General features: G+C 67.6%; 25 protein-coding genes. 10 read left to right on the top strand and 15 right to left on the bottom strand.

What is annotated here, in order from left to right; genetic code table 11:
- Positions 1-8: 8 nt before the first annotated feature.
- From pcaF to LZ005_RS18015, 5 genes are read left to right on the top strand one after another with little or no spacing between them, the layout of a single operon-like run.
- On the top strand, positions 9-1,217 hold the full coding sequence (pcaF, locus tag LZ005_RS18035) for a 3-oxoadipyl-CoA thiolase (RefSeq protein WP_269106783.1): 1,209 nt from the start codon (positions 9-11) through the stop codon (positions 1,215-1,217).
- Positions 1,217-1,813: a phenylacetic acid degradation protein PaaY gene (gene paaY / locus LZ005_RS18030; RefSeq protein ID WP_237809892.1), complete on the top strand. Its 597-nt coding sequence runs from the start codon at positions 1,217-1,219 to the stop codon at positions 1,811-1,813. The genes pcaF and paaY overlap by 1 nt, the downstream gene beginning before the upstream one ends.
- A gap of 16 nt (positions 1,814-1,829) precedes the next feature.
- Positions 1,830-3,875, top strand: a complete 2,046-nt coding sequence (gene paaZ, locus LZ005_RS18025) for a phenylacetic acid degradation bifunctional protein PaaZ (RefSeq protein WP_237809891.1) — start codon at positions 1,830-1,832, stop codon at positions 3,873-3,875.
- 3 nt (positions 3,876-3,878) lie between these two features.
- Complete coding sequence (gene thpR, locus LZ005_RS18020; protein ID WP_237809890.1) at positions 3,879-4,388, top strand: RNA 2',3'-cyclic phosphodiesterase; 510 nt, start codon at positions 3,879-3,881, stop codon at positions 4,386-4,388.
- 7 nt (positions 4,389-4,395) lie between these two features.
- Positions 4,396-4,923 carry a GNAT family N-acetyltransferase gene (locus tag LZ005_RS18015; protein WP_237809889.1) on the top strand — a complete coding sequence of 176 codons (528 nt, stop codon included), beginning with the start codon at positions 4,396-4,398 and terminating at the stop codon, positions 4,921-4,923.
- Between the two features lie 137 nt (positions 4,924-5,060).
- On the opposite strand, the gene LZ005_RS18010 is transcribed toward LZ005_RS18015, so the two are convergent.
- From LZ005_RS18010 to argH, 5 genes are all read right to left on the bottom strand, one after another.
- Complete coding sequence (locus tag LZ005_RS18010; protein WP_237809888.1) at positions 5,061-6,386, bottom strand: hypothetical protein; 1,326 nt, start codon at positions 6,384-6,386, stop codon at positions 5,061-5,063.
- Positions 6,387-6,501: 115 nt separating this feature from the next.
- On the bottom strand, positions 6,502-7,725 hold the full coding sequence (locus tag LZ005_RS18005; RefSeq protein WP_237809887.1) for a Xaa-Pro peptidase family protein: 1,224 nt from the start codon (positions 7,723-7,725) through the stop codon (positions 6,502-6,504).
- A gap of 10 nt (positions 7,726-7,735) precedes the next feature.
- Positions 7,736-9,490 carry a TRAP transporter large permease subunit gene (locus LZ005_RS18000; RefSeq protein ID WP_237809886.1) on the bottom strand — a complete coding sequence of 585 codons (1,755 nt, stop codon included), beginning with the start codon at positions 9,488-9,490 and terminating at the stop codon, positions 7,736-7,738.
- Between the two features lie 12 nt (positions 9,491-9,502).
- A complete protein-coding gene (locus tag LZ005_RS17995) occupies positions 9,503-10,075 on the bottom strand; it encodes a TRAP transporter small permease subunit (RefSeq protein WP_237809964.1) in 573 nt (190 codons plus the stop codon).
- A 101-nt stretch (positions 10,076-10,176) separates the two neighbouring features.
- On the bottom strand, positions 10,177-11,574 hold the full coding sequence (gene argH / locus LZ005_RS17990; protein WP_237809885.1) for an argininosuccinate lyase: 1,398 nt from the start codon (positions 11,572-11,574) through the stop codon (positions 10,177-10,179).
- 102 nt (positions 11,575-11,676) lie between these two features.
- On the opposite strand from argH, the gene LZ005_RS17985 reads away from it, so the two are divergent.
- Positions 11,677-12,228: a hypothetical protein gene (locus LZ005_RS17985; protein ID WP_237809884.1), complete on the top strand. Its 552-nt coding sequence runs from the start codon at positions 11,677-11,679 to the stop codon at positions 12,226-12,228.
- Positions 12,225-12,650 (top strand): GNAT family N-acetyltransferase, encoded by a 426-nt coding sequence (locus LZ005_RS17980; RefSeq protein ID WP_237809883.1) that lies wholly within the window; start codon positions 12,225-12,227, stop codon positions 12,648-12,650. The genes LZ005_RS17985 and LZ005_RS17980 overlap by 4 nt, the downstream gene beginning before the upstream one ends.
- Here the strand turns inward: LZ005_RS17980 and LZ005_RS17975 are convergent.
- The 9 genes from LZ005_RS17975 to LZ005_RS17935 form a co-directional block, all read right to left on the bottom strand.
- Positions 12,619-13,254, bottom strand: a complete 636-nt coding sequence (locus LZ005_RS17975) for a DUF2238 domain-containing protein (protein ID WP_237809882.1) — start codon at positions 13,252-13,254, stop codon at positions 12,619-12,621. The two genes, LZ005_RS17980 and LZ005_RS17975, sit on opposite strands and share 32 nt — an antisense overlap.
- A gap of 66 nt (positions 13,255-13,320) precedes the next feature.
- Positions 13,321-14,850 carry a S10 family peptidase gene (locus tag LZ005_RS17970; RefSeq protein ID WP_237809881.1) on the bottom strand — a complete coding sequence of 510 codons (1,530 nt, stop codon included), beginning with the start codon at positions 14,848-14,850 and terminating at the stop codon, positions 13,321-13,323.
- A 124-nt stretch (positions 14,851-14,974) separates the two neighbouring features.
- A complete protein-coding gene (locus LZ005_RS17965; protein WP_237809880.1) occupies positions 14,975-15,823 on the bottom strand; it encodes a DUF817 domain-containing protein in 849 nt (282 codons plus the stop codon).
- Positions 15,824-15,847: 24 nt separating this feature from the next.
- Positions 15,848-16,054 carry a hypothetical protein gene (locus tag LZ005_RS17960; protein ID WP_237809879.1) on the bottom strand — a complete coding sequence of 69 codons (207 nt, stop codon included), beginning with the start codon at positions 16,052-16,054 and terminating at the stop codon, positions 15,848-15,850.
- A gap of 24 nt (positions 16,055-16,078) precedes the next feature.
- Entirely contained in the window at positions 16,079-16,519 is a 441-nt protein-coding gene (locus tag LZ005_RS17955) for a hypothetical protein (RefSeq protein ID WP_237809878.1), read from the bottom strand.
- A 50-nt stretch (positions 16,520-16,569) separates the two neighbouring features.
- On the bottom strand, positions 16,570-17,043 hold the full coding sequence (locus tag LZ005_RS17950) for a GNAT family N-acetyltransferase (protein WP_237809877.1): 474 nt from the start codon (positions 17,041-17,043) through the stop codon (positions 16,570-16,572).
- 6 nt (positions 17,044-17,049) lie between these two features.
- Positions 17,050-17,514: a cache domain-containing protein gene (locus LZ005_RS17945; protein WP_237809876.1), complete on the bottom strand. Its 465-nt coding sequence runs from the start codon at positions 17,512-17,514 to the stop codon at positions 17,050-17,052.
- 114 nt (positions 17,515-17,628) lie between these two features.
- Positions 17,629-19,011 (bottom strand): YfcC family protein, encoded by a 1,383-nt coding sequence (locus tag LZ005_RS17940; RefSeq protein ID WP_237809875.1) that lies wholly within the window; start codon positions 19,009-19,011, stop codon positions 17,629-17,631.
- 8 nt (positions 19,012-19,019) lie between these two features.
- A complete protein-coding gene (locus tag LZ005_RS17935; RefSeq protein ID WP_237809874.1) occupies positions 19,020-20,138 on the bottom strand; it encodes a succinylglutamate desuccinylase/aspartoacylase family protein in 1,119 nt (372 codons plus the stop codon).
- A 193-nt stretch (positions 20,139-20,331) separates the two neighbouring features.
- Between LZ005_RS17935 and LZ005_RS17930 the strand changes: the two genes are divergently transcribed.
- The 3 genes from LZ005_RS17930 to LZ005_RS17920 are packed head-to-tail and all read left to right on the top strand — an operon-like array spanning position 20,332 to position 25,186.
- Positions 20,332-21,243: a MurR/RpiR family transcriptional regulator gene (locus LZ005_RS17930; RefSeq protein ID WP_237809873.1), complete on the top strand. Its 912-nt coding sequence runs from the start codon at positions 20,332-20,334 to the stop codon at positions 21,241-21,243.
- Positions 21,244-21,266: 23 nt separating this feature from the next.
- The gene (locus tag LZ005_RS17925; RefSeq protein ID WP_237809872.1) at positions 21,267-23,999 is read left to right on the top strand and encodes a TonB-dependent receptor; all 2,733 of its coding nucleotides are present in this window, start codon (positions 21,267-21,269) and stop codon (positions 23,997-23,999) included.
- Positions 23,999-25,186 (top strand): cyanophycinase, encoded by a 1,188-nt coding sequence (locus tag LZ005_RS17920; RefSeq protein ID WP_237809963.1) that lies wholly within the window; start codon positions 23,999-24,001, stop codon positions 25,184-25,186. Before LZ005_RS17925 ends, LZ005_RS17920 begins: the two co-directional genes overlap by 1 nt.
- A gap of 142 nt (positions 25,187-25,328) precedes the next feature.
- On the opposite strand, the gene LZ005_RS17915 is transcribed toward LZ005_RS17920, so the two are convergent.
- Positions 25,329-26,579, bottom strand: coding sequence for an amidohydrolase family protein (locus tag LZ005_RS17915; protein ID WP_237809871.1), 1,251 nt, complete (start codon positions 26,577-26,579; stop codon positions 25,329-25,331).

Raw genomic sequence — 26,579 nt, 5'->3', positions numbered from 1 at the left:
AGTTTCGAATGATCCAGGAAGCCTATATCTGCGACGCCACGCGCACCCCCTTTGGCCGCTACGGCGGCGCCCTGGCCGGCGTGCGCGCCGACGACCTGGCTGCGATGCCGATCGCCGCCCTGATGGCGCGTAACACCGGCGTCGATTGGGAAGCGCTCGACGACATCCACTTCGGCTGCGCCAACCAGGCCGGCGAAGACAACCGCAACGTCGGCCGCATGGCCGCCCTGCTGGCCGGTCTGCCGATGACGGTGCCGGCCAATACCATCAACCGCCTGTGCGGCTCCAGCCTGGACGCGGTCGGCATCGGCGCACGCGCGATCAAGGCCGGCGAGGCCAGCCTGGTGCTGGCCGGCGGCGTCGAGAGCATGACGCGCGCGCCCTTCGTGATGGGCAAGGCCGACAGCGCCTTCGCCCGCGCCGCCAAGCTGGAAGACACCACCATCGGCTGGCGCTTCGTGAACGCCCTGATCAAGGAAAAATACGGCATCGACTCGATGCCCGAGACGGCCGAAAACGTGGCCGCCCAATTCGGCATCTCGCGCGCCGACCAGGACGCATTTGCCCTGCGCAGCCAGCAGCGCTGGGCGCTGGCCCAGGCCGAGGGCCTGTTCGCCGACGAGATCACCCCGGTGGTGCTGCCGCAGAAGAAAGGCGAGCCGCGCGTGTTCGGCGTGGACGAACATCCGCGTCCCGAAACGACCCTCGAGATGCTGGCCAAGCTCAAGCCCGTGGTGCGCGCCGACGGCAGCGTCACGGCGGGTAACGCCAGCGGCGTCAATGACGGTGCCTGCGCCATTTTGCTGGCCACCGAGACGGCGGCCGCGCGCCACGGCCTGGTGCCGCGCGCGCGCGTGCTGGGCATGGCCACGGTCGGCCTGGAGCCGCGCATCATGGGCTTCGGCCCGGCCCCGGCCACGCGCAAGGTGCTCGAGCAGGTCGGCCTGAGCCTGAGCCAGATGGACGTGATCGAACTGAACGAAGCCTTCGCCGCCCAGGGCCTGGCCGTGACGCGCGCGCTCGGCCTGCCGGACGACGCCGGCCACGTCAACCCGAACGGCGGCGCGATCGCCATCGGCCACCCGCTCGGCGCCTCGGGCGCGCGCCTGGTGCTCACCGCCGTCAACCAGCTGCACCGCATCGGCGGCCGCTACGCGCTGTGCACGATGTGCATCGGCGTCGGCCAGGGCATCGCCATGGTGATCGAGCGCGTGTGATGGCCCAGGTCTACGAAATCGACGGTCTGCGCCCCGTGGTCCACCCCACGGCCTTTGTCCATCCGAGCGCGGTGCTGATCGGCGACGTCATCATCGGCGCGCGCTGCTACATCGGCCCGTGCGCCTGCCTGCGCGGCGACTTCGGCCGCCTGATCGTGGAGGAGGGCGCGAATATCCAGGACACCTGCGTGCTGCACGGCTTTATCGGCTGCGACACCGTGGTCGAACAGGATGGCCACATCGGCCACGGCGCCGTGCTGCACGGCTGCCGCATCGGCCGCAATGCGATGGTCGGCATGAACGCCGTCGTCATGGACCGCGCCGTGATCGGGGCCGAATCGATCGTCGCCGCCGCCGCCTTCGTCAAGGCCGGCATGGAGGTCCCGCCGCGCAGCATGGTGATGGGCACCCCGGCGCGCGTGACGCGCAGCCTGAGCGACGAGGAAGTCGCCTGGAAGTCGCGCGGCACGGCCGAATACCACCAGCTGGTCCAGCGTTCCCAGCGCAGCATGCGCGCCTGCGAGCCGCTGGCCGAACCCGAACCCGGGCGCCGCCGCTTCGACGCCGGCGTCGATCCGCACACGCACAAAAACTGACATCCGGAGACACCGCATGACCGCCACCCTGCAATCCCTGATCGCCGGCCGCTGGATCGGCCAGGCCGCCGCCGCGCCGCTGCGCAGCGCCCTGACCAACCAGGTGATCTACCACACCCACGCCGAGGCGATCGACTTCGCCGAAGCGACCGACTACGCGCGCCGCACCGGCATCCCCGGCCTGATGGCGCTCGACTTCCAGCAGCGCGCGCTGCGCCTGAAAGAGCTGGCCCTGTACCTAATGGAGCGCAAGGAGCAGCTGTACGCCATCAGCCACCAGACCGGCGCCACCCGTCCCGACAGCTGGGTCGACATCGAAGGCGGCATCGGCACCCTGTTCGCGTATGCGAGCATGGGCCGCAACGAACTGCCCTCGTCGAATGTGCTGCACGAAGGCCCGGCCCTGTCCCTGTCCAAGGGCGGCAGCTTCGCCGGCACCCACATCCTGGTGCCGCGCGGCGGCATCGCGGTGCACATCAATGCCTTCAATTTCCCGATCTGGGGCCTGCTCGAAAAATTCGCGCCGACCTTCCTGGCCGCCATGCCCTGCATCGCCAAGCCGGCCACCGCCACCAGCTACCTGACCGAGGCGCTGGTGCGCCTGATCGCCGATTCCGGCCTGATTCCGGCCGGCGCGCTGCAGCTGGTGATCGGCGCCACCGGCGACCTGCTCGACCGTCTGAACGGGCACGACGTGGTCACCTTCACCGGCTCGGCCGACACCGCCAACAAGCTGCGCGCCAACCGCAATATCCTCAACCAGTCGATCCCCTTCAATGCCGAAGCGGACTCGCTCAACTGCGCGATTCTGGCGCCCGAGATCACGCCCGACGATCCCGAGTTCGACCTGTTCGTGAAAGAGGTGGCGCGCGAGATCACCACCAAGGCCGGCCAGAAGTGCACCGCCGTGCGCCGCATCATCGTGCCGCGCCAGCAGCTCGACGCCGTCGCCAGCCGCCTCAAGGAGCGTCTGGCCAAGGTGGTCGTGGGCGACCCCTCCGTGGACGGCGTGCGCATGGGCGCCCTGGCCTCGAAGGACCAGCAGCGCGACGTGGCCGAACGCGTGGCCCTGCTGGCCGAAGGGAACGAGATCGTCTACGGCGCCCACGCCGGCTTCAAGCCGCTCGGCGACGGCGTCGAGGAGGGCGCCTTCTTCTGCCCGACCCTGCTGCTGTGCCGCGACGCCACCCGCAACGACGCCGTGCACGATGTCGAAGCCTTCGGCCCCGTCTCCACCATGATGGCCTACGAAGACCTCGACGAGGCCCTGGCCCTGGCCGCGCGCGGCAAGGGCAGCCTCGTGAGCACCCTGGTCACCAAGGACCCCGCCGTCGCCGCCTACGCGGTGCCGGTGGCCGCCGCCTCGCACGGGCGCGTGCACATTCTCGACCGCGAATCGGCCGGCGAATCGACCGGCCACGGCTCGCCCCTGCCGCAGCTCAAGCACGGCGGTCCGGGCCGCGCCGGCGGCGGCGAAGAACTGGGCGGCGTGCGCGCCGTGCGCCACTATCTGCAGCGCGCCGCCGTGCAGGGTTCGCCCAGCATGCTGGCCGCCGTCACGCGCGAATACGTGCGCGGTGCGCGCGTGACCGAAAGCGGCGAGCACCCCTTCCGCAAGCATTTCGAGGACATCCAGCCGGGCGACTCGCTGCTGACCCACCGCCGCACCGTGAGCGAAGCCGATATCGTCAACTTCGGCGGCATCTCGGGCGACTACTTCTACATGCACTTCGACGAGATCGCCGCGCGCGAATCGCAGTTCGGCAAACGCATCGCGCACGGCTACTTTGTGCTGTCGGCGGCGGCCGGCCTGTTCGTGTCCCCGGCCGAGGGTCCGGTGCTGGCCAACTACGGCCTCGATAATCTGCGTTTCGTGAAGCCGGTCGGCATCGGCGACACCATCCGCGCGCGCCTGACCTGCAAGCGCAAGGTCGACCGCAACCGCAAGGACGAACGCGGCATCGGCCAGGGCGTGGTGGCGTGGGACGTGCAGGTGACGAATCAGGATAACGAGCTGGTGGCCAGCTACGACATCCTGACCCTGGTGGCCAAGCGGACCTGAGCCATGGACGGCGTCGAGCGCCTGTTCCTCGCGCTGTGGCCCGATCCGGCCACGCGCGCGGCGCTGGACGCCTGGCGCCAGGCCTGGCCGTGGAATGCCAAGTCCAACCCCGTGCAGCCCGAGTCGCTGCACGTGACCCTGCATTTTTTCGGCGACGTCGAGCGCGAGCGCCAGCATGCGCTGCGCGCCCTGCTGCCGCCCACCTTCGAGCGTTTCAGCCTGCGCTTTTCCCAGGCCACGCTGTGGGAGCACGGCATCGCCGTCCTCGAACCCGAGAGCGTACCGCCGGCGCTGCAGGCGCTGCATGCCGCCACCGGCCGCGTGGCCGCCCAGTTAGGCCTGCCGCCCGACCAGTTCCCCGTGTACCGCCCGCACGTCACGCTCGGGCGGCGCGCCGCCAACACCAGCGTGCCGCAGGGCGTGCCCCCGGTGAGCTGGCAGGTCGACCGCTATGCGCTGGTCGCCTCGCGGCCCGAGGGCTACGTCGTCCTGCACGGCTGGAGTGCGCTATGATCGAGGCATGAGCACGATCCGCACCGCCACCTACGACGACATCCCGGCCATGCAAGCGCTGATCGCCCTGTCGGGCATACAGCTGTCGGCCGGCTTTTACACACCCGAGCAGGCCGCAGCCATCACGCGCGAAGTCTTCGGCGTCGACACCCAGCTGGTAGACGACGCCACCTATTTCGCGGTGGAGCAGGACGGCCGCCTGGTCGCCTGCGGCGGCTGGAGCAAGCGCGTGACGCCGTTCGGCGGCGACCAGCACAAGCGCGGCGTCGACCGCCTGCTCGACCCGGCCACCGAGGCCGCGCGCATCCGCGCCTTCTTCGTCCATCCCGACATGGCGCGGCGCGGCATCGGCCGCCGCCTGCTCGAGCACTGCGCCACGGCGGCGCGCGCGGCCGGTTTCCACCAGCTCGAGCTGACCGCCACCATGCCCGGCGTGCCCCTGTACGAGGCCTGCGGTTTCGAAAAGCGCGAGCCGGTCGCGCTGAACCTCAGCGGCGTCGCCGTCCCCCTGGTGCGCATGGTGCGCGCCGCCTAGCCGAAAAGAAAAATCGGGGTCAGACCCCAAATATCCGGGCGGCCACTTTAACCGGTGTAAGTTGCTGAACACCCGGATGGTTTGGCCTAAGGGAAAATCGGGGTCTGACCCCGATTTGTTTGGCGGGCAACTTGGGCTCAGCGTTTCTGGATGTCGGCGGTGATGGCCTCGAGCGCGGGGTCGCGCCCGGCCAGCCAGTCGCTGGCGCGCACCGGGGCCTTGAGCTGCGGGCTCAGGTCGGCCACGCGGGCGTCGAATTTGTCGCCGTAGCAGTGGCTCTCGCCGGCGCAGCCTTTTTGCAGGTCCCACAGGCCGGTCGAGTAGCGCAGATACTGGCCGGAGTTGGGCAGCTTGACGTCCACCCCCTCGGACCACCAGCGCAGATAATCGCCCACCGGGGAGCCGACCACTACCGCCTTGGCGCCCGCATGGCGCTTGACCAGCGCGCTCGAGACGATCCCGGCCGAGAAGGTGTACTGGCTGGTCAGGATGTAGACCTTCTCGCGCACCTGCTGGCCGATCACGCGCATCAGCTCCATCGTCAGATCGCTGTTGCCGCCGGTGTTGAAGCGCTCGTCGAGGATGATGCGGCGCGGCGGCTTGGCGGCGATGGCCTTGGCCCACTGTTCGGCGAAGGCGCTCAGGGTCTTGCCGTTATCGCGGTCGTAGTTGGCGCGGAACTGCAGGTAGAGGGCGTCCAGCTCGGGCAGCTCGCGCGCGCGGAACCACTGGTCCGGCTCCTGCAGGTACAGGGGCTCGGGCGCGTCGGCATTGGCCACGCGCCAGCCGTGCTCCTGTTCGAGCGCGCTCAGGCTCTTGGACTGCATGACGTTGACCATGCCGCCCGGGACCAGCTTGCGGTCGACCGTCGCCACCGTGCGTTCGACCTGACGGCCGTCGCGCAGGGTCAGGCGCAGACGCAGGCGGTCGGGCGCGGCGGCGAAACCGAGGGCATGCAGCATCTCCGGATTCTCATACAGCCAGGCGGCGTTCCAGCGCGCATAGCGTTCCGGCCCGCCGCTATGCTGGGCCAGCAGCGTGGACAGGGCGCGCAGCGGCTTGCCTTCCACCGCCGTGATGCGCGCGCCCAGCAGCTCGGCCTGTTCCGGCGCGGTGCGCGTCACCAGCAGCGCGTCCTCGAACCAGACGGTACGCAGCGGCAGGCGCTGGGCCGGCGACCAGGCGATCGTCATGAAGGTCTCGTGGCCATTGCCGGAGATGGCCGCGAGGCGCGCCATCAGGGCCGCAAACTGGGCGGGACTGAGCTCGCCGGCGCGCGCCTTGGCCTGATCGAGCAGGGCCAGGGCCTTGAGCCGGGCCGGCATGCTGTAGGCCTGGCTGCGCAGGACGAAGTCGGTGCGCGCCACGGCCAGATCGGCCAGCTGCTGGTCTTTGAGCGAGGGTTCGGCCTGGACGGCCAGGGGCAGCGCCAGCACGGCGCAGGCGAGGAATCGGTGCAGCATCGGGTGTCTCCCGCGGGGTGTGAAACGGCGCTGACGGTGGGGCGGATCGTGGTCCGCCGCTGTAGTGGGCCCGATTATGCCCGCAACGGCGGCGGGCGTCGAGCTGCGGAGCGGGTCAGGCGCGCTCGCCGAAGGGGTCGTCGATGCTGTGCGCCGGCTGGGTGAACCAGCGCGGGCCGTCCTCGCTCATGTAGAAGTGGTCCTCATGGCGGATGCCGAATTCGCCGGGCACGCAGATCATCGGCTCGTTCGAGAAGCACATGCCGGGCGCCAGCGGGGTGGCGTCGCTGCCGACCAGGTAGGGCCATTCGTGGATGTCCATGCCGATGCCGTGGCCGGTGCGGTGCGGCAGGCCGGGCAGCTTGTAGCCGGGGCCGAAGCCGTGCTTTTCCAGCACGCGGCGGGCGGCGGCGTCGACCTCGCGGCAGGGCACGCCCAGCTGGGCGGCGGCGAAGGCGGCGGCCTGCGCTTCCTTCTCGACGTTCCAGACGAAGCGCTGGCGCTCGGTCGGCTCGCCGAACACATAGGTGCGCGTGATGTCGGAGATATAGCCGTGCATCTGGCAGCCGGTGTCGATCAGGACCATGTCGCCGCGCTTGAGCGTCTGCTCGTAGCTGACCCCATGCGGGAAGGCGGTGGCTTCGCCGAACAGCACGATGCAGAAGTAATTGCCGGGCGCGCCCACCTTGCGGTGCGCCTGCTGGATGAAGGCGGTGACGTCGGCCGTGGTCATGCCCTCCTTGAGGATGCTGGCGGCGGCCTTGTGCACTTCCAGCGTCATGTCCTTCACGCGCTGCATCAGCGCCAGTTCATTGGCCGATTTGCGCGTGCGGCAGTGGGCCGTGACGGGGCGTGCGTTCTCCAGCTGGTAGCCGTCCGCCAGCGGGCGGATGCCGTCGAAGATGAAGAAGGCGGCGCTTTCGTCGATGCCGATGCGCGCCGGCGCGCTGGCATTGGGCGCAATGCCCATGCCCTTGAGGATGGCGATGAACAGCGCATACGGGCTTTCGTGCTCGTCCCAGCAGTGCACCTTGCCCTGGACTTTCATGAAGTCCTTGATCGTGCCTTCCTCGAAGGCGGGGCCGATGTATTCGAGCGCGCCGCTGGCCGGCAGCACCGCGCCCACCATGCGCTCACTCGGATGCCATTTGGTGCCGGTGAAGTAGGTGAGGTTGGTGCCGGCGTTGAGGTAGACGGCGGCGATGCCCTCGGCCTGCATATAGGCCTGGGCCTTGGCGATGCGCGCCTGGTGTTCGTCGAGGGTGATCGGGCGCATCCCGGCCGTCATGTCGTGCAGGCCGGCCAGGGCCTCCTCAAAGCTTTTACCGCCAATGCTCATGCTGGTCTTCCTATTTCTTTTTCGGGGGTTCATCGGTCGAGAAGTTCAGCTGCGGCTCCTCTTCCTGTTTGGGTTGGTCCTTCTTCGGTTCGTCCTTGCGCGGCGCGTCGCCGTCGGTCGAGAAATTCAGCTGCGGTTCATCGCTCGCCGGCGCCGAGGCGGCGGGCGCGGACGCCGCTGGCGCGGAAGCCGGGCCGGCATCGAGTTTGAGCTCGACCTGCTCCTTCAGATTATCGGCCTTGTCCACCTGGACCAGGCTGGGGAAGCCGATGATCAGGCAGACCATCACCACCTGGATGACGACAAACGGAATCGCGCCCCAGTAGATGTCCGAGGTCTTGACCTCTTTGCTGGCCACCGAGCGCAGATAGAACAGGGCGAAGCCGAACGGCGGGTGCATGAACGAGGTCTGCATGTTCACGCCGAGCAGCACGCCGAACCAGATCAGATCGATGCCGAGTTTGTCGGCCACCGGGCCGACCAGCGGCACCAGGATGAAGGCCAGCTCGAAGAAATCGAGGAAGAAGGCGAGCGCGAAGAACAGGATGTTCACCACGATCAGGAAGCCGGTGGTACCGCCCGGGAGGCTGGACAGCAGATGCTCGACCCACAGGTCGCCGTTCACGCCGCGGAACACCAGCGAGAACACGGTCGAGCCGATCAGGATGAAGATCACGAAGCAGGACAGGCGCGTGGTCGATTCGATCGCCTGGCGCAGCAGGCCCAGATTCAGGCGCCGGTTGATCATCGCCAGCAGGATGGCGCCCATCGCGCCCATGCCGCCGCCCTCGGTCGGGGTGGCCATGCCGATGAAGATCGTGCCCAGCACGAGGAAGATCAGGGCCAGCGGCGGGATCAGCACGAACACCACCTTTTCGGCCATGCGCGAGAGCAGGCCAAGCTTCATCTGGCGGTTGATGCTGGCGGCGATGAAGGCAAACGCGATGCCGACGGTGCCGGCGCCGATGCCCAGCTTGTCGGTGTCGACCTCCGGATGGCCGCCCAGGTAGAACTTGTAGAAGCCGAAGGCCACGGCCACGCTGGCGGCCACCAGCACGGCCAGCGAGCGCACGCCGCTGTCGCCATTCGGCTCGGTCAGATTGCGCGCCTCGGGCGGCAGGGCCGGCACCGCCTGCGGCTTGAAGATCGAGACGGCCAGCACATAGCCGGCGTACATCGCCGTCAGCAGCAGGCCGGGCACGAAGGCGGCCTTGTACATGTCGCCCACCGAGCGCCCCAGCTGGTCGGCCATCACGATCAGCACCAGCGAGGGCGGGATGATCTGGGCCAGGGTGCCGCTGGCGGCGATGACGCCGGTGGCGATCCGTTTGTCGTACCCGTAGCGCAGCATCACCGGCAGCGAGATCAGGCCCATCGAGATGACCGAGGCGGCCACCACGCCAGTGGTGGCGGCCAGCAGCGCGCCGACGAAGATCACGGCGTAGGCGACGCCGCCGCGGATCGGGCCGAATAGCTGGCCAATCGTGTCGAGCAGGTCCTCGGCCATGCCGGAGCGTTCCAGCACCAGGCCCATGAAGGTGAAGAAGGGGATCGCCAGCAGGGTGTCATTGCCCATGATGCCGAAGATCCGGTTGGGCAGGGCCTGCAGCAGTTCCGGGCGCAGCAGCCCGAGTTCGATGCCGACGATGCCGAAGAACAGACCGTTGGCGGCCAGCGCAAACGCCACCGGAAAGCCGGACAGCAGGAAGATGACCAGGGCGGCGAACATGATCGGCGCCATATTCGCGATGATGAATTGTTCCATGGCGTCCGGTCCTCAGTTCAGGTGGTTGGCTTCTTTGATGGCGGCGATTTCGTCTTCCGGCGTGCTGGCGTGCTTGGCGAAGTCACTGCCGTCGCTGCGGCCGCTGAGGAAGGCGAGGCGCTTGATCAGTTCCGAGAGACCCTGCAGCACCAGTTGCAGAAAGCCGATCACGATCAGCAGCTTGGCCGGCCAGATAATCAGGCCGCCCGCATTCGAGGACACTTCCTGGCTTTGAATCGAGGTCAGGGCATACGGAATCGCGTACCACAGGATCAGCGAGCACACCGGCAGCAGGAACAGCAGGAAGCCGACCACGTCGATCCAGACCTGGGTGCGGCGCGAGAAGCGCCCGGCCACCACGTCGATGCGCACATGCTCGTCGCGCCGCAGCGTGTGCGAGCTGGCCAGCATGACGACGGCCCCGAACAGATACCACTGCACTTCCAGCCAGGCGTTCGAGCTCTGGTTGAAGGCATAGCGGATCAGCGCATTGCCGGTGCAGATGACGACGGCGGCGAGCAGGGCCCAGCCGACCAGATTGGCGATCTTCGCATTCAGGGCGTCGATCGCCCGCGACAGCGACATGAACATGGTGTCTCCTCCTTGTTCCCAGCGATGGTGTGGCATTGTGACAGGTCTTGACGCCTGTTTGCTCATTTTTTGCGGCGTCTGCGCCGCCGGTTGTATCAGCCGGCCAGTTGGGCGCGCACGCGGGCGATGGCGGCGCGCACCTGGTTGGGCGCGGTGCCGCCGACGTGGTCGCGCGCGGCCACCGAACCTTCGAGCGTGAGGACGGCATACACGTCCTCGCCGATCAGGTCGGAGAACTCGCGCAGGCGTTCGAGCGGCAGTTCGGCCAGGTCGCAGCCGGCGCTGTCGCAGGCGCGCACCGCGCGCGCCACGGCCTCGTGGGCGTCGCGGAAGGGCAGGCCTTTTTTCACCAGGTAGTCGGCCAGGTCGGTGGCGGTGGCGTAGCCCTGCAGGGCGGCGGCGCGCATGGCGGCCGGCTTGACGCTGATCCCGGTGGCCATGTCGGCGAAGATGCGCAGGGTGTCGATCACGGTGTCGATCGTGTCGAACAGCGGTTCCTTGTCTTCCTGGTTGTCCTTGTTGTAGGCGAGCGGCTGGCCCTTCATCAGGGTCAGCAGGCCGGTCAGGTGGCCGAACACGCGGCCGGTCTTGCCGCGCGCGAGTTCGGGGACGTCCGGGTTTTTCTTCTGCGGCATGATCGAGGAGCCGGTGCAGAAGCGGTCGGCGATGTCGATGAAGCCGACCCGCGGCGACATCCACAGGATCAGTTCTTCCGACATGCGCGAGACGTGCATCATCAGCAGCGAGCAGGCGGCCGTGACTTCGATCGCGAAGTCGCGGTCGGAGACGGCGTCGAGCGAGTTGTGGCAGACGTCTTCGAAGCCGAGCGTGCGCGCCACGCGCTCACGGTCGATCGGGAAGGTGGTGCCGGCTAGGGCGGCGGCGCCCAGCGGCAGCCGGTTGACGCGGCGGCGCGCATCGAGCAGGCGCTCGGCGTCGCGGCCGAACATCTCGACATAGGCCAGCATGTGGTGGCCAAAGGTGATCGGCTGGGCCACCTGCAGGTGGGTGAAGCCGGGCAGGATGGTGTCGGCATGGCGCTCGGCCAGGTCGACCAGGGCGCTGCGCAGCGCCTTCAGCTGGACCAGGATGTCGTCGATGGCGGCGCGCACGTACAGGCGGATGTCGGTGGCCACCTGGTCGTTGCGCGAGCGGCCCGTGTGCAGGCGCTTGCCGGCGTCGCCCACCAGTTCGGTCAGGCGTTTTTCGATATTCAGGTGGACGTCCTCGAGATCGAGCAGCCATTCGAACTGGCCGGCTTCGATTTCGGCGCGGATCTGGGCCATGCCGCGTTCGATGTCGGCCAGGTCCTGGGCGCTGATGATGCCCTGGGCGGCCAGCATGTCGGCGTGGGCGAGCGAGCCCTGAATGTCGAACATCGCCAGGCGCTTGTCGAAGAAAACGGAGGCCGTGTAGCGCTTGACGAGGTCGGAAACGGGTTCGGAAAAGCGCGCGGACCAGGCCTCGCCCTTCTTGGAGAATTGATCGGTCATGGTATGCATATCCTGTGGAATCAGACGATTATAGCGAAGGATGGGCCCCCACGGGCGGACGCGCCCTGCTAGACTGCCTGCTCCCCCATCACGGAGACCTGCATGAAACAGACCCTGTGCGCGGCCCTGGCCGCCCTCAGCTTCGCCGCCGCCCCGGCGCTGGCGGCCGATCCCGCCCCGGCCGCCCCGGCCGCAATCCAGGCCACGCCGGCCGATGTGGCCAGCGTGGACGCGATCCTGGCGGCCCTGTACGGCACCATTTCCGGCCCGGCCGGCCAGCCGCGCGACTGGAACCGCCTGCGCTCCCTGTTCATGCCCGAGGGGCGCATGGCCGTGGTGGGCCCGCGCCCGAACAACGCCTTCGGCATCCGCCTGATGTCGGTGGACGATTACATCGCCCGGGTCGGCCCCTTCTTCGCCAAGGAAGGCTTCTATGAAAGCGAGGCCGCGCGCCGCACCGAGCAGTTTGGCCAGCTTGTGCACGTGTTCAGCACCTACGAGTCGCGCCACGCCACCAGCGAGGCCAAGCCCTTCCAGCGCGGGATCAACAGCATCCAGCTGTATCACGACGGCAGCCGCTGGTACATCGTCAGCCTGGTCTGGCGCGGCGAGGACGACAAACTGAGCCTGCCCGCGGCCTATCTGGCGAAATGAACACCGAGATCAGCACCGACAAGGGGCGGCTCGACGTCGCCCTGATTCACCGCTTTCTGAGCGAGCAGTCGAGCTGGGCGCGCGGCATCCCGCGCGCCACCGTGGAGCGCGCCATTGCGCAGTCGCTGTGCTTTGGCCTGTACCAGGACGGCGCCCAGATCGGCTTTGCGCGCGTGATCAGCGATTTCGCCACCTTCGCCTATCTGGTCGACGTGTTCGTGCTGCCCGAACTGCGCGGCCAGGGCCACAGCCGCACGCTGATGGACGCCGTCATGGCCCACCCGCAGCTGCAGGGCCTGCGCCGTTTTCTGCTGGCCACCAGCACGGCCGGCTGGCTGTATGCGAAGTACGGCTTCGGGCCGGCGGCCAAGCCGCAGGCCTTCATGGAGATTAACGATCCGGAGATTTATAGCCGGGCATAGGGCCAAGCTGGGCGTCGTGCAGACGCCCCAGCCCGAGCTGGGCCAGGATGGCGCCGATCATCGCGAACAGCATGTCGGACTGGGTATCCCATTCGTCGCCCTGCAGGCCGAGGAATTCGTCGGCGCCCTGGCCCATCGCCAGCGCCGACCACCACTCGATGAATTCGTAGCAGGCGCTGATGGCCAGCACGATGCAGACCACGATAAAGGCCAGCATGCGGCGCGTGCGCACATAGGCGCCGCGCAGCAGAATCTCGCGCGCGGCGATGGCCGGCACGATGCCCTGCATCAGATGGCCGACCTTGTCGTAGGGGTTGCGCACGGTGCCCAGCAGCTCCTGCAGCCAGAAGCCAAACGGCACCCGCGCATAGGTGTAGGCGCCGCCGGCCATCAGCACGATGGCGTGCAGCAGAATCAGCCAGTACAGCAGGCGCGTGAGCGGGTAGCGCGGATAGGTGGCGATCAAAAGCGGCGCCACGATCAGGGCCGGCAGCACTTCCATCAGCCAGGTGACGCGGTCGTACGGATGCCAGCCCGACAGCGCCAGGCAGACGGCGGCGATGGCCAGCATCGCCCACAGCATCGGGGGAGAGTAGGTGCGCATGGTGGAGCCCTCGGATGAGAGCCCCACCTTACTTGGGGCGCGCGCCCCGGTCAAGGGCGCGGCGGGTCAGTACTTGGCGCTCTGGCCCGGCGCCGGGGTGGTGGCCTTGATGAAGTCGCGCAGGTCGTTATTCGCCTTCACCAGGTCCGGCGCGCGCAGATACATCATGTGGCCGGAACGGTAGCCTTCGAAGCGCAGGCGGTCCTTCAGCTGGCCGCTCGGATCGAGCTGCCACATCGTGTACTTGGCGTCGAAGTAGGTGGTGGCGCCGTCGTAGTAGCCGCTCTGGATCATCACCTTCATGTAGGGATTCTCGGCCATCGCCTGGCGCAGGTTCTCGCCGGTGGCGTCGCCGCTGTTATCCCACGGATGGACCGGCCCGAACATGTTGTACTTGAGGTCAGTCTTATACCCGAGCACATCGCGCAGATAGTAGTTGATGGCCGGCGTGAACGAGTGCAGCCAGGCGGTCAGTTCGGCGTTGTAATCGACCCGGCTGCCGGCGTCCTGACGGTCCAGGCCCAGGTAGCGCGAGTCGAGGCGGCCGATGGTCAGGTGCTTCTCGCGCAGCAGGTCCTTCCAGAAGTAGCCGACCGGGACGGCCAGATTGTGCTGCAGGACGGTGCGCTCGGACAGGCCGCTGTAGCGTGCGATCCTGGCCGCCAGCTGCTGGCGCTTGTCGGCCGCCAGGAAGCCGCCGCGCGACAGGGCCGGAATCAGCTCGTCGATCGTGAAGGCTTCGACTTCGGGCAGCACCTTGTCCAGGTCCTTGGCCTGCAGGTCGGCCGGCAGGGCTTTCTGGTACCAGGCGGCGGCCGCGTAGTAGGGCAGCGACAGGGCATTGCCGACCGGGCCGTCACGCTTGATGCCAAGCGGCGTGGGCGAGACCAGGATCACGCCATTCAGGTACATCCAGTGCTTCTCCTGCAGTTCCAGCGCCAGGCCGGACACGCGCCCGGTGCCATAGCTTTCGCCGATCAGGTATTTGGGCGAGGTCCAGCGGCCTTCGCGCGCGGTGAAGGCGTTGACCCACTCGGCCAGGTAGGCGATGTCCTGGTTCACGCCGAAGAACTGCTTGCTGTCGGCCTTGGCGTCGAGGATGCGCGAGAAGCCGGTGTTGACCGGGTCGATGTAGACGATGTCGGCCACGTCGAGGATGGTGTGCGGGTTGTCCTTGACGCCGTAGGGCTGGACCGGATAGCCCTCGTCATCGATGTTGAGCACTTTCGGGCCGGTGTAGGCGATGTGCATCCACACCGAGGCCGAACCGGGGCCGCCGTTGAACGAGTAGACCAGCGGACGGCGGCTCTTGTCGCTGACGTCGCTGCGCTGGTAGTAGGTGTAGAACAGGGAAGCGATCACTTTGCCGTCCTTGTCCCAGACGGGCAGGGTGCCGGCGGTGACCTTGTAGGGCACCTTCTTGCCGCCGATGGTGATCTCCGCCGTCTTGGTGACCGACGATTCGGCCTTGAGCACGCGCTCGAAGCTCTTGTTGGCGTCGGGCGCGGGCTTGGGCGCGTCGGCCGGTTTGTCCTGGGCCAGGGCCAGATTGGCGGCCAGGCTCATGGCGGTAAACACGTGGAGAAGTTTGCTCATGGTCGCTTCCAGAAAAAATGACGAGGCATGGTAGTTCAAATCGCTTCGGGCTGCATGGCCTGTGCAGAAATCGTCATGCGCGATGCCGAAATGTGCGCACTGCTTTTCGGCGCGGCGCCAGCGCTCACGCGGGAATATGTATGCGCGCCTTGATGTGTTTGAGGTTGGTGACGATGGTGAAGCTCAGGATCGTCAGCAGCGACCACGAACTCCATTTGCCGACGTGGACCACCGACCACGCGCCCATCTGCGACGGATAGCGCCAGATGCCGAAGAAGGTGCTGATGTTCTCGGCCAGCCAGATGAAAAAGCCGATCAGCACGAAGGCCAGCACCAGCGGCATGCGCCGTTCGCGGTCATACGGCCGGTAGACGACCGTGGTGCGCGCGTACAGGCCGAGCACCGCCGCCGCGATATACCAGCGCAGGTCGCCGATGAAGTGGTGGCTGAAGAAATTGGCATAGATGGCCAGGGCCACCAGCCAGGCGGCCCAGTAGGGCGGATGGTGCTGCACGCGCAGCTCCAGCATGCGCCAGGACTGGATGATGTAGCTGCCGACAGCCGCGTACATGAAGCCGGAGAACAGCGGCACCCCGAACAGCTTGGTGTAAGCGAAGTCGGGATAGGACCAGGAGCCGATGCCGCTCGAGGTCTTGAAGGCTTCGAGCGCGAAGCCGGCCAGGTGGAACACGCCGATGGTGCGTGCTTCGTCCGCCGTTTCGATCCCGCTGCGCAGCAGCCACCACTGCATGGCCAGGGCGAACAGCAGCAGCAGGTCGTAGCGCGGCACGCCGAACAGGCCGCTGCGCGGACAGAGGAAGACGGCGGCGAAAAACAGGCCGGCGAACAGGCAGGCGCGCGCCTGCTTCACGCCGAAGAACAGGAATTCGGTGGCAAAGCGGCGCAGCCCCGTCAGCCGGCTGCCATCGGGCTGGCGCAGCAGGTAGGCGTCGAGGCGGAGCAGCGGCTGCACGGCTTCAGCGGCGCGAGGCGCGCATCAGGGCGCGTCGCCTTCCTTGTGCTGGCGCTTGAGTTTCATGCGCGCGCCGATCGAGGTAGCCACCGCGCCCACCGTCATGCAGGTGCCGACGCCGGCCGCGATATTGCCGATGATGTAGCCAGCCACCAGGCCGACCAGGGCGCCCAGCACCAGGCCGGCGGCGATGGCGCGTGCGCGCAGTTGCAGATCGTGTTCGTCGTTCATGCGCGCAGTATGCCGCGAAAGCGCTTACTTGACGAGGCTCTCGAATTTCTCGCGTTCGAGCATGCTGGTGTAGGCGATGCTGGCCATGGCCACGTCCGGGTTGGACATCAGTTCGCGCATGGCCATGGCGCCCAGCGGCTGGAAGGCCTGCTGCATGGCGGCCGGGCCGCCGCTTTTCAGCAGGGCGCTGGTCTCGGCGCGGCAGGCCTCGGTCAGCAGGCGGGTGACGGTGGCCGCCATGGCGCGGTTGGCGCGCTCGGTTTCCTCGGGCGCAACCTTGGCCTTGGCCTTCAGTTCAGGGTGGACGGCGATCAGATCGAAGACCCAGTGGATCAGCTCTTTGCGCTCGGCCGGGCTGCTCTTGGTTTGCAGGCAGGCGGACAGGGCCTCGACATCGGACGCGGCCTGGGCGACGCCAGCGGTGGCCAACAGGACGGACAGCAGGGCGGAGCGCAGCACGGACATGATCGGACCTCAATAATGAAAGAAGATTCATTATCGCCGCGCGGCCGTGTTTACTCAATGGCGCGAGCGTTCCTGCGCATGAAAGCGACATCGGCGCTGCTGTGCGCCGCTTCTTCGCGAAAGCCGAGCGCCTGGTACAGGGCCAGCGCCGGCGTGTTGTTGCGGTAGACGCGCAGGGTGATGCTGGCGGCGCCCGTGGCCTGCACGGCGGCCGGCATCAGGTGGGTGAGCAGGCTGCGGCCCAGGCCCTGGCCGCGCCGCGCCGGGTCGATCAGCAGGCGCCCCAGGTGCACGGCGCCCGGCTCCCACACCCAGTACTGGCCGAAGCCGAGCATGTGCCCGCCCGCATCGGCCAGCACGCAGCTGGCGCCGCGCGGCTGGTGCAGGCGTTCGGCCAGCTGGTCCGGGTCGAACGGCCAGGCCAGCTGCGGGCCGGCCCAGCGCAGGCAGGCGGCGGCGTCAGGGATCCAGCTGCACAGCAGCGGATAGTCGTCGGCGCGCGGCGCGCGCAGGGCTGGCTGCATGGGGACCTATTTTTTCGGTTGATAGACGCCGGCCGAGACGATCACGCCCTCGTAGGCTTCGAAGTACATCTTCTTCGGCTCCAGTTCCTTGTTCACCGGGTTGAGGAAGATGTAGTCCTGCCAGCCCTTGCCGCTTTTCTTGGCGACGCTCAGGCGCTCCTGCACATACAGCTTGCCATTGGCGTCCTTGTAGTCGTGCAGATTCTGGCCCTGCATCTTCTTGTTGGCGCCGTGGGCCAGCACTTTGCCGTTCATGTCCATGATGGTCACGTACAGGTCGCGGTCCTTGTACTTCGGGCTGAAGTTGTTGATCTCGCTGAAGACGGCGTCCTTGCCATTGGCCTTCATGTCCTTGATGGCCTTCTGGACCATGGCCACCGCTTCATCGGCAGTGGCGCGCGATTCCTGGGCACTGGCGGGAAGCAGGAGGAAGCTGAGGGCTGCAAGTAGGGCGGTGAACAGGCGCTGCATAATCATCTCCTTGTTGTAGTGTGGGACCGCATTGGGGGCGCAAATACAGCGCGCCCGGCCCCAGTCTATGCGCGTCCGCGCTGTAAAGATAGCCCAGCCAAACAACACAACCGTCTACCAGTCCATCAGGCAGGGCGGCACCAGCAGGGCCAGCGCCAGCACCAGGTACATCAGCTGCAGCGGAATCATCCAGCGCGCCCAGGTCGCCCAGGGAATGCGCGCCAGGGCCAGCACGCCGACCGTGATGCCCGAGGTCGGGATCATCGGCGTGGTGAATTCGCCGAACTGGAAAGCGAGGATGGCGGTCTGGCGGCTGACGCCCACCAGATCGGCCAGCGGCGCCATGATCGGCATTGTCAGCGCGGCCTGGCCGCTGCCCGAGTGGATGAAGAAGTTGATGACCGACTGGATGGCGAACATCTTCTGGGCCGCGAACACCGGGCTGCTGGAGGCCACCAGCGGCATCAGGCCGTGCAGCATGGTGTCGATGATGTGGGCGTCGCGCGCCAGCACCATGGTGGCGCGCGCCAGCGCGATCACCAGCGCGGTGCCGACCAGGTCGCGCGCACCCTGCAGAAAGGCGGCCACGATCTCGTCCGACGACAGGCGCGCCACCAGCCCGACGCTGACGGCCATCACCAGAAACAGGGCGGCAATCTCCTCGATGAACCAGCCGTAGCGCACCACCCCGAACACCATCGCGCCGAGGGTGGCGGCAAACAGGGCCAGCACCAGCTTGTGGGCCGGGCGCATGCCCGCGAAGTCGCTCAGGGCCGGGCTGCCCTCGGCGCGGCGCGCCTGGTCCAGTGCATAGGTGGGGCTGCGCGTGGGATCGCGCCGTACGCGCGCCGCGTACCACATCAGAAAGCCGATGGTCACGCCGGTGGCCAGTGCCCACACCAGCAGGCGGTAGCCCATCCCGGAGAACACCGGCACGCCGGCGATGCCCTGGGCGATGCCGACATTGAAGGGGTTGAGGAAGGCCGCCGCGAAGCCGACCTGGGAGCCGAGGAAAGGGATCGAGACGCCGACCACGCTGTCGTAGCCGAGCGCCAGCGCGAGCGGTATGAAGATCAGCACGAAGGGAATCGCCTCCTCGTTCATGCCGAAGGTGGCGCCGCCGAGCGAGAACAGGGTAACGAACAGCGGAATGACCGTGGCCCGCACCAGGGCCGAACGCGCATGGGCCTGGGCGATGGCCTTGATCATGGCGTCGATGGCTTCGGTCTTCTGCAGCACGGCGAAGGCGCCGCCGACGATCAGCACGAAGCCGATGATCAGGGCCGCCTCGACAAAGCCTTTGATCGGCGCCATCAGCAGCGCCACCGGCCCTTGCGGATTGCTGGCCACGTAGTGAAACGAGGCCGGGTCCACCAGCTGGCGGCCGTTGACCAGCTGGGTCTCGTACTTCCCGCCCGGGACCAGCCAGGTGGCGGCGGCGATCAGGGCCAGGATGGCAAACAGCAGCACAAAGGTATTGGGCAGGCGCAGGCGCATGGCAGACCTCACTGAGACAGCAGCTTGCCCTGGCGGTAGGCGCGCGCCCCGGCGATTTTGCCGATCGCCCAGCCGCGCAGCAGGTGGCGGTGCGCGGTGCGGGCGAAGAACACGCCATCGACGCCGGCGCGCACGCAGGTGGTGGCCCCGCTGACGGGGTCGATCAGATCGGCGATCGCGTCGCCGGCCTGCACCGTCTCGCCCAGCTGGCGCACAAAGACCACGATGCCATTGTGCGGTGCGAGCAGCGGTTCCACCCCTTCCAGCGGGGTGGGCGCGCAGCGCATCGGCGGCAGCGGCGCGGGCGGCAGATCGAGCAGGCCCTCGTGGGCCAGGAAGGCCAGCACGGCATCGGCGTCGGCCTGGCCGTAGGCGTAGTTCACGTCCATCTCGCCGCGCAGCTCCAGCGTCACGGCCAGGCAGGCGGGCGGAATCGGCAGGGCCGGACCGAAATGCTCGGCCAGCTCCCACCACAGGCGCGAGCAGGCTTCGTCGAAGGGTTCGTCGCCGGCCTCCTTGGCCAGCAGCAGGGCGCGCGCCCCGCTCAGGGCGGCCAGCGGGGCGGCGCGCTCGGCCAGCGGCGTGCCCGCGTACAGGTGGACCACGGCCTCGTTATCGCAATGCAGGTCGAGCACCACGTCGGCGTCGATGGCGAGGCTGAGCAGGATTTTTTTCATCGCCTGGGCGTCGCTGTGCACGGTCCAGCGGGCGATGGCGGCGCGCGCATGGGCGCGCACCAGGGCCACGTTGGCGGCGGCATCGGGCCCGAGCAGGCCGGCCAGCGAGGTTTTCAGTTCGTCGGCCACATGCTTGTAGGCGCGGTTGAAGTTAATGCCGCTGCCCAGGTCGAAGCGGCCGAAGGGCGCGCCCTGGATGGCCTGGCCCAGCCCGATCGGATTGGCGCTCGGGACGAGGATGATTTCGCCGCGCACGCGGCCCTCGCGTTCAAGCTGCTCCAGGCGCGGGCGCAGCAGGGTGGCGGCCAGCATGCCGGGGATTTCGTCGGCGTGCAGGCCGCCCTGGATATAGGCCTTGGGCCCGTTGCCGGCGGCGCCGAAGTGAAAGGCGGTCAGGCGCTGCTGGCTATTGCCGTCGCCCAGGGTAATCGGATGGTGGGTGGTACGCATGGTGTCTCGTCTTCTGATCTGGCGGGGAGTATCGCACGCCGCCATTATGCATAAAAATTTACACAAAATACGACAGTGAAAAAAAATTTTCAGAAAACGCTTGAGTTCAAGGCGGCTTGTGTCTACATTGCGAACTGAGCGAAAATTTACACATGCAGTTTCCGTGTAAAAAATTTTCGACCACGAGGACATCATGACCAAATCCGGTTCCGCCGCATCGCCCGATATCGCTTTCGCCGAGTCCAGCCTCGGCCAGCGCCTGCTGAAGGTGCTGGCCGAGGGCTCGAACTCGCAGCGCCATATCGCCGATTACCTGCTGCGCCATCAGATGCGCGTGACGGCGATCGGCATCGAGGAGCTGGCCGAGGCCTGCCAGGTGTCCACCGCCACCATCAGCCGCTTTGCACGCGACATCGGCTACCGCAACTACTCGGCCATGCGCAGCGCCGTGGCCGAGACCCTGCAGGCCGTGCTGCAGCCGGTCGACAAGCTGCGCAGCACCATCGAGCGCGGGCAGGGCGATGGCACCCCGGCCGCCCAGAGTCTGGCCTATGCGGGCGCGAACATCAGCAGCGCGGCCCAGGCCATGGACCAGAAGGAGCTGGACAAGGTGGTGGCCAAGCTGACCAAGGCGCGCGCCGTGTATGTGATGGGCTTCGGCCTGTCGGCCCATCTGGCCGGGCTGCTCACCCTGCATCTGCAGCCCTTCTGCAGCCAGGTGGTGGAGGTGGTCAGTTATGGCGGCACCGAAGTGGCGGCCGGCCACCTGGCCAGCATCGGCCCGCGCGACGTGCTGCTGACGGTCTCCTTCCCGCGCTATGCGCTCGACGTGATCCGCCTGAGCACCTTTGCGCGCGACCGCAAGGCCTGCGTGGTGGCGCTGACCGACGCCCCGGCCTCGCCGCTGGCGGCCCTGTCCGACCACGTGCTGTACGCGCACAGCACCCATCCGATTCTGCCATCCAGTGCTTCGGCCGCGGTCGCCGTGATCGAAGCGCTGGTGGCGACGCTCATGGTCTCGAACAAGGCCAATGTAGCGAAAGCGACCCGCCTGACGGAGGCGATTTCCGCCTACCTGTATGGCTCCGATCTCAGCAAACCATAGCGAAAAACACCAAGGGGGATTTCATGAGACAGCATTACCGCGCACCGCAACTGACCGTGTTGGCACTGGCCCTGGGGGCCGCCTTCGCCGCCCCGGTGCTGGCCCAGGAGGCCAGCGCGCCGCTCCAGCGCGTGGAGATTACCGGTTCGTCGATCAAGCGCATCGACGCCGAGACGGCCCTGCCGGTGCAGGTGGTCAAGCGCGAGGACATCGACAAGAGCGGTGTCACCACGGCCGCCGAGCTGCTCAAGAATATCGCCGCCAATACGGCCCCCCTGTCCGATGGCATGAGCATCACCGACGGCACCAGCGGCCAGCGCGGCTTCAATGGGGCCAACCTGCGCGGCATCGGCGTGTCGTCCACGCTGGTGCTGCTCAATGGCCGCCGCCTGGCCAATTTCGCCTCGCCCGGGGATAACGCCGGTGTCGACCTGAATAACATCCCGGCCGGCGCCATCCAGCGCGTCGAAATCCTCAAGGACGGCGCCTCCGCCATCTACGGCACCGACGCCATCGGCGGCGTGATCAACTTCATCACCCGCAAGGACTACCAGGGCGCCGACATCACCGCCTCGGCCGCGGCCACCCACGAAGGCGGCGCCGGCAAGCGCACGCTGTCGCTGTCCGGCGGCCACGGCGATCTGGCCAAGGACGGCTTCAATGTGTTCGGCGTGATCGACGTCCAGCAGCTCGACGCGCTGCGCTCCTCGCAGCGCCAGTTCATCAAGGACCGCCCGCTGGCCGGCCTGCTGCCGGCGCTGATGTCCTCGAACACCTATCCGGCCAATATCGACATCTCCTCGGCCCAGCGCAATGCCCTGATCGCGGCCGGCGTGCTGCCGGCCGGCGCCACCCGCAACCGCATCAATCCAAGCTCGCCGGCCTGTAATCCGCCGGCCACCGTGTATGCCGCCGCCGGCCCGGGCGGTCCGCTGGCCTGCTCCTACGACTACATGGAGGACACCGAGATCTATCCGGATTCGCGCAAGCTCGGTTTCGTCGGCCGCGCCACCGTGCAGGTCAACGCCGACAACCAGCTGTATGCCGAGCTGACCGAGTCCGAAGCGCGCAGCCGCTATGTGCTCAGCCCGAACCCGCAGCGCATCCGCAATCTGCCGGTGTCGATCCTGCCGGCCAAGTACCGGAGCGTGCTGTCGGCGGCCGGTCTGCCGACCACCTTCAGCGGCATCCGCTACCGCATGACGGAGGCGGGCAACCGCACCAATGAAGTCACGTCCACCGGCACCCGCCTGGTGCTGGGCGCGACCGGCAATGTGGCCGGCTGGGACTACGACCTGGGCCTGTCGCGCGCCGAGAACAAGGCGGTCGACAAATACGTGGACGGCTACGTCCTGTATGACAAATTCGTGGCCGGCGTCCAGAGCGGCATCATCAACCCCTGGGGCGCCTCGTCCCAGGCCGGGCTCGATCTGATCAAGTCGATCAAGGTCAATGACGAAGCGCGCAAGTCGAAGGGCAGCACCAGCGCCATCGACGGCAAGCTGTCCAAGGCCATCGGCCAGCTCGAAGGCGGCGAACTGGCGCTGGCCGTCGGCGCCGAACTGCGCTACGAGAACACCACGTTCACGCCCTCGGCCCTGCTGCTGTCGAATAATATCGCCGGCGACCGCGATACCGGCCTGGCCGCCGGTTCCACCACCGACCTCAAGGCCACCGACGACAGCCGCCACGTGTCCTCGGTCTACGCCGAACTGAATGCGCCCTTCAGCAAGCAGCTGGAGATGCAGTTCGCGGTCCGCTACGACAAATACAGCCAGGTCGGCTCGACCACCAATCCCAAGCTGGGCCTGCGCTGGCAGCCCGCCAAGCAGCTGCTGGTGCGCGCCTCGGCCGGCACCGGCTTCCGCGCGCCCTCGCTGGCCGATCTGAAGCGCCCGACCACCTATGGCAGCGCCTCGTCCTTCCTGACCGATCCGCAGTGCGCCAAGCAGGAAGGCTCGATTGACCTGTGTACCGACCAGTGGCCGGTGGAGCGCCGCTCCAACCCGAACTTGAAGCCGGAGAAGTCGCAGCAGTTTTCGTTCGGCGCCGTGGTCGAGATGGGCAAGCAGTTCACGTTCTCGGTCGACTACTGGGACATCCGCAAGAAGGACGTGATTTCCACCCTCGGCGAGCAGATCATCGTCGACAATCCGGCCAAGTACAACGGCAAGTACATCCAGCGCGACAGCGACGGCTTCATCACCAATATCCTGCTGGTGAAGGAGAACCAGGGGCGCCTGAAGACCAATGGCCTCGACATCGCCGCCGACTGGCGCAGCGAGGCCTCGCCGCTGGGGCGCTTCTCGGCCGGTATCAGCGGCACCCTGGTGCTGACCTACGACCGCCAGTTTGGCCCGCTCGAGCCCTACCGCTCGAACCTCGGCGTGTTCCTGAATGACCAGGTGATCCAGAAGTGGCGCCACCGGATCAACTTCGGCTGGGATCAAGGCCCGCTGAATGTCACGCTGGCGAACCAGTACTCGTCCGGCTACACCGACCAGAACACGACCTATGACCCGGTCTCGGACAAGCTGCTGCCTTCGCGCTCGGTCAAGGCCTATTCGCTGTGGGATCTGAGCGCCAGCTACGCCGTCAACAAGCAGATGAAGCTGCGCGCCGGCGTGCTGAACCTGGCCGACACGGCGCCGCCGTTCTCGAATCAGGCCTACTACTTCCTGGCCGGCTACGATCCGACCTACGCCGACCCGCGCGGCCGCAGCGCCTTCGTCCAGGCCAGCTACAGCTTCAAGTGATGCGCTGGAGCGCCCTGCTGCTGGTATTCGCCTGCGCCTGGGCGCAGGCGGCCGGTTCGCTGCTGATCATCGGCGGCGCCCTGCGCGACAGTAACAGCGCCGTGTGGGATGCCGTCGTCAGTCAGGCCGGCGGGCGCGGCGCGCGCGTGGCCGTGTTCCCGACCGCATCCGCCGATCCCCAGGGCGCGGGCGCGGCGGCCGCGGCCCGCCTGCGCGCGGCCGGCGCCGAGGCCTTTGTGGTGCCAGTGGCGCCGCGCCTGCCCGGCGATGCACGCCAGGCCGCCGACGATGCCGCCCTGGCCGCACGCGTAGCGGCAGCGGGCGGCGCCTACTTCGTGGGCGGGGATCAGAACCGCATCGTGCAGGCGCTGCGCCATGCCGATGGCAGCGCCACGCGCGTGCTGGACGCCGTCTGGCGCCTGTACCAGCGCGGCGGCGTGGTGGCCGGCAGTTCGGCGGGCGCGGCCATCATGAGCCGCACCATGTTCACCGAGCCGCGCGGCCTGCTGGCCATGCTGGGCGAAGGGGCCAAGGTCGGCGCCGACATCGGCCCCGGCCTCGGTTTCATCGGCGAGCAGGTCTTCATCGACCAGCATTTTCTGGTGCGCGGACGCGTAGCCCGGCTGATACCGGCCATGCTGGCCAGCGGCCAGCGCATCGGCGTCGGCATCGACGAGGACACCGCCATGCTCGTGCAGGATGGGCAGGCGCGCGTGCTGGGCTACAAAGGCGTGCTGCGGGTCGACCTGAGCGAGGCCATGGCGGCTGGCGGCGGCGCACTGCGCCAGGCGCGCCTGTCCTACTACGAGAGCGGCGACGGCTTCGACCTGCTCACGGGCGCCATCACGAGCGCGGCGCACCCGCTCGAGCACGGCCAGCCTACCCATACGGGCCGCCTGTTCAGCTCCGCGATCCTGGCCAATGGCGCGCTGACCGAGCTGATGGCCGCCCTGGCCGACAGTGACCAGGACAGCGCCACCGGCCTCGCCTTCGAGGCCGGAGTGGCGCGCGGCTTCCTGTTCACCCTGCGCCGCCTGCCCACGACGCGCGCCTACGCCCGGCCCGGCGCCGACAGCGGCAGCGTGCTGAATATCGGCCTCGACATTCAACCCGTGCGCATGGCCGACCCGCTCTACCGCGACGAGCCCCAAAAAATGGGGTCAGACCCCATTTTTCCATCCAGATAAATCGGGGTCAGACCCCATTTATCTGGCGGGCAAGAAAAGCGGGGGCCTTACCTCGGCTGCCAGAGCTGCATGGAAAAAAGGGGTCTGACCCCATTTTTTCTGGGGGTAAAAAAACCGGGGCGCTGGGCCCCGGTCGGTTTGCTTACTTCAGCTTCCACATCCGCATGTAGCGGTCGCGCAGTTCGGTCTGGCGGGTCGTGGTCGGCATCAGCTTGCCGTCGATGTAGACCGCGGCCGGATGGCTGGTCAGCTCGAGCGGCTCGCCGTCCCACAGCACCAGGTCGGCCTGCTTGCCCGGCGCGATCGAGCCGAGCTGCTTGTCGACCCCGTACAGGCGCGCCGGATTGATCGTCACGGCGGCCAGCGCGGCCTGCGGATCGAGCCCGCCATTGACCGCATTCCCGGCCAGCTGGCGCAGCACGCGCGGGTTGTAGGTCTCGGTGGCGTCGGACGAGAAGGCCACCATCACGCCGGCCTGCTGCAGCAGCTTGGCGTTGTCGGCGCGCGCGCCCAGATCTTCGAAATGGCTGGGCAGGACCGAGAGCGGATTGAGAATCACCGGCACCTTGGCCTTGGCCAGCTGCTCGGCCACCATCCAGGCCTCGCTGCCGCCGTCGATCACGAGCTTGAGCTTGTACTCGCGCGCCAGCGCCAGTGCCGCCTCGATGTCGGAAGCGCGGTTCACGCTCATCACCAGCGGCACCTGGCCGGCCAGCACCGGCTTCAGGGCCGCCACGTCGAGCGCGGACAGCAGATCGTCCATCTGCGGCTTGGCCTTGGCCGTGCCCTTGACCTGTTCGAAGGCTTCGCGCAGCGCCAGCACGGCGCTGGCGCGGGTGCCCGACAGGGCCGCGCCCTGTTCGCCGAATTCGGCAAACATGGCCGCATGCGGCTTGACCATCCAGCGCTTGGCGTCGCCCAGATTGACCACCATGCCCTGGCCGGCGATCAGGCTGCCGCCTCGCTTGGTGCCCGGGTAGACCATGGCGCGCGTGACCCCGTCGACATAGGCGATCGGGATGCGCGTGCTGTGCGGGTTGTAGGCGTCGGCCATGTCGAGGGCGGCGCTGTAACGCTTGCTGGCCACGGCGTGGTCATTGGTCTCGTTCACGCCTTCGATCTCCACCACGCCCAGATTCGACAGCGGCGCGAAGAAGCCCGGTGTCAGCACGCGGCCCTTGGCGTCGATGACGGTGGCGCCTTCCGGCAGCTTGACGCTGGTGCCGACGGCGACGATGCGCTCGTCCTTCACCAGCACGGTGCCGTTCTTGATGATGCCGGCGCTGTCGGCCGTGTAGATGGTGGCATTGGTGATGGCCACGGTGCCGGCCGCGGCGTACTGGGCGCAGGCCAGGCCGACGGCGGCGATCAGGGTCTTGAAAGTCGTCTGCAT

Source organism: Massilia sp. TS11 (assembly GCF_022012445.1).
Taxonomy (GTDB): domain Bacteria; phylum Pseudomonadota; class Gammaproteobacteria; order Burkholderiales; family Burkholderiaceae_D; genus Telluria.
Note: the sequence above shows the minus strand (reverse complement) of the source record. Positions and strands in the feature narration are given on the sequence as shown.

What these genes read in the sequence shown, in the direction of transcription:
- LZ005_RS17930 (WP_237809873.1), top strand. Translation starts at nt 20,332, where the DNA reads ATGACCAAATCCGGTTCCGCCGCATCGCCCGATATCGCTTTCGCCGAG.
- LZ005_RS17935 (WP_237809874.1), bottom strand. Translation starts at nt 20,138, where the DNA reads ATGCGTACCACCCACCATCCGATTACCCTGGGCGACGGCAATAGCCAG.
- LZ005_RS18015 (WP_237809889.1), top strand. Translation starts at nt 4,396, where the DNA reads ATGAGCACGATCCGCACCGCCACCTACGACGACATCCCGGCCATGCAA.
- LZ005_RS17985 (WP_237809884.1), top strand. Translation starts at nt 11,677, where the DNA reads ATGAAACAGACCCTGTGCGCGGCCCTGGCCGCCCTCAGCTTCGCCGCC.
- LZ005_RS17970 (WP_237809881.1), bottom strand. Translation starts at nt 14,850, where the DNA reads ATGAGCAAACTTCTCCACGTGTTTACCGCCATGAGCCTGGCCGCCAAT.
- LZ005_RS17945 (WP_237809876.1), bottom strand. Translation starts at nt 17,514, where the DNA reads ATGCAGCGCCTGTTCACCGCCCTACTTGCAGCCCTCAGCTTCCTCCTG.
- thpR (WP_237809890.1), top strand. Translation starts at nt 3,879, where the DNA reads ATGGACGGCGTCGAGCGCCTGTTCCTCGCGCTGTGGCCCGATCCGGCC.
- LZ005_RS17920 (WP_237809963.1), top strand. Translation starts at nt 23,999, where the DNA reads ATGCGCTGGAGCGCCCTGCTGCTGGTATTCGCCTGCGCCTGGGCGCAG.
- argH (WP_237809885.1), bottom strand. Translation starts at nt 11,574, where the DNA reads ATGACCGATCAATTCTCCAAGAAGGGCGAGGCCTGGTCCGCGCGCTTT.
- LZ005_RS18010 (WP_237809888.1), bottom strand. Translation starts at nt 6,386, where the DNA reads ATGCTGCACCGATTCCTCGCCTGCGCCGTGCTGGCGCTGCCCCTGGCC.
- LZ005_RS17960 (WP_237809879.1), bottom strand. Translation starts at nt 16,054, where the DNA reads ATGAACGACGAACACGATCTGCAACTGCGCGCACGCGCCATCGCCGCC.
- LZ005_RS17950 (WP_237809877.1), bottom strand. Translation starts at nt 17,043, where the DNA reads ATGCAGCCAGCCCTGCGCGCGCCGCGCGCCGACGACTATCCGCTGCTG.
- paaY (WP_237809892.1), top strand. Translation starts at nt 1,217, where the DNA reads ATGGCCCAGGTCTACGAAATCGACGGTCTGCGCCCCGTGGTCCACCCC.
- LZ005_RS18000 (WP_237809886.1), bottom strand. Translation starts at nt 9,490, where the DNA reads ATGGAACAATTCATCATCGCGAATATGGCGCCGATCATGTTCGCCGCC.
- LZ005_RS17955 (WP_237809878.1), bottom strand. Translation starts at nt 16,519, where the DNA reads ATGTCCGTGCTGCGCTCCGCCCTGCTGTCCGTCCTGTTGGCCACCGCT.
- paaZ (WP_237809891.1), top strand. Translation starts at nt 1,830, where the DNA reads ATGACCGCCACCCTGCAATCCCTGATCGCCGGCCGCTGGATCGGCCAG.
- LZ005_RS17940 (WP_237809875.1), bottom strand. Translation starts at nt 19,011, where the DNA reads ATGCGCCTGCGCCTGCCCAATACCTTTGTGCTGCTGTTTGCCATCCTG.
- LZ005_RS17975 (WP_237809882.1), bottom strand. Translation starts at nt 13,254, where the DNA reads ATGCGCACCTACTCTCCCCCGATGCTGTGGGCGATGCTGGCCATCGCC.
- LZ005_RS17915 (WP_237809871.1), bottom strand. Translation starts at nt 26,579, where the DNA reads ATGCAGACGACTTTCAAGACCCTGATCGCCGCCGTCGGCCTGGCCTGC.
- LZ005_RS18005 (WP_237809887.1), bottom strand. Translation starts at nt 7,725, where the DNA reads ATGAGCATTGGCGGTAAAAGCTTTGAGGAGGCCCTGGCCGGCCTGCAC.
- LZ005_RS17925 (WP_237809872.1), top strand. Translation starts at nt 21,267, where the DNA reads ATGAGACAGCATTACCGCGCACCGCAACTGACCGTGTTGGCACTGGCC.
- LZ005_RS17995 (WP_237809964.1), bottom strand. Translation starts at nt 10,075, where the DNA reads ATGTCGCTGTCGCGGGCGATCGACGCCCTGAATGCGAAGATCGCCAAT.
- LZ005_RS17980 (WP_237809883.1), top strand. Translation starts at nt 12,225, where the DNA reads ATGAACACCGAGATCAGCACCGACAAGGGGCGGCTCGACGTCGCCCTG.
- pcaF (WP_269106783.1), top strand. Translation starts at nt 9, where the DNA reads ATGATCCAGGAAGCCTATATCTGCGACGCCACGCGCACCCCCTTTGGC.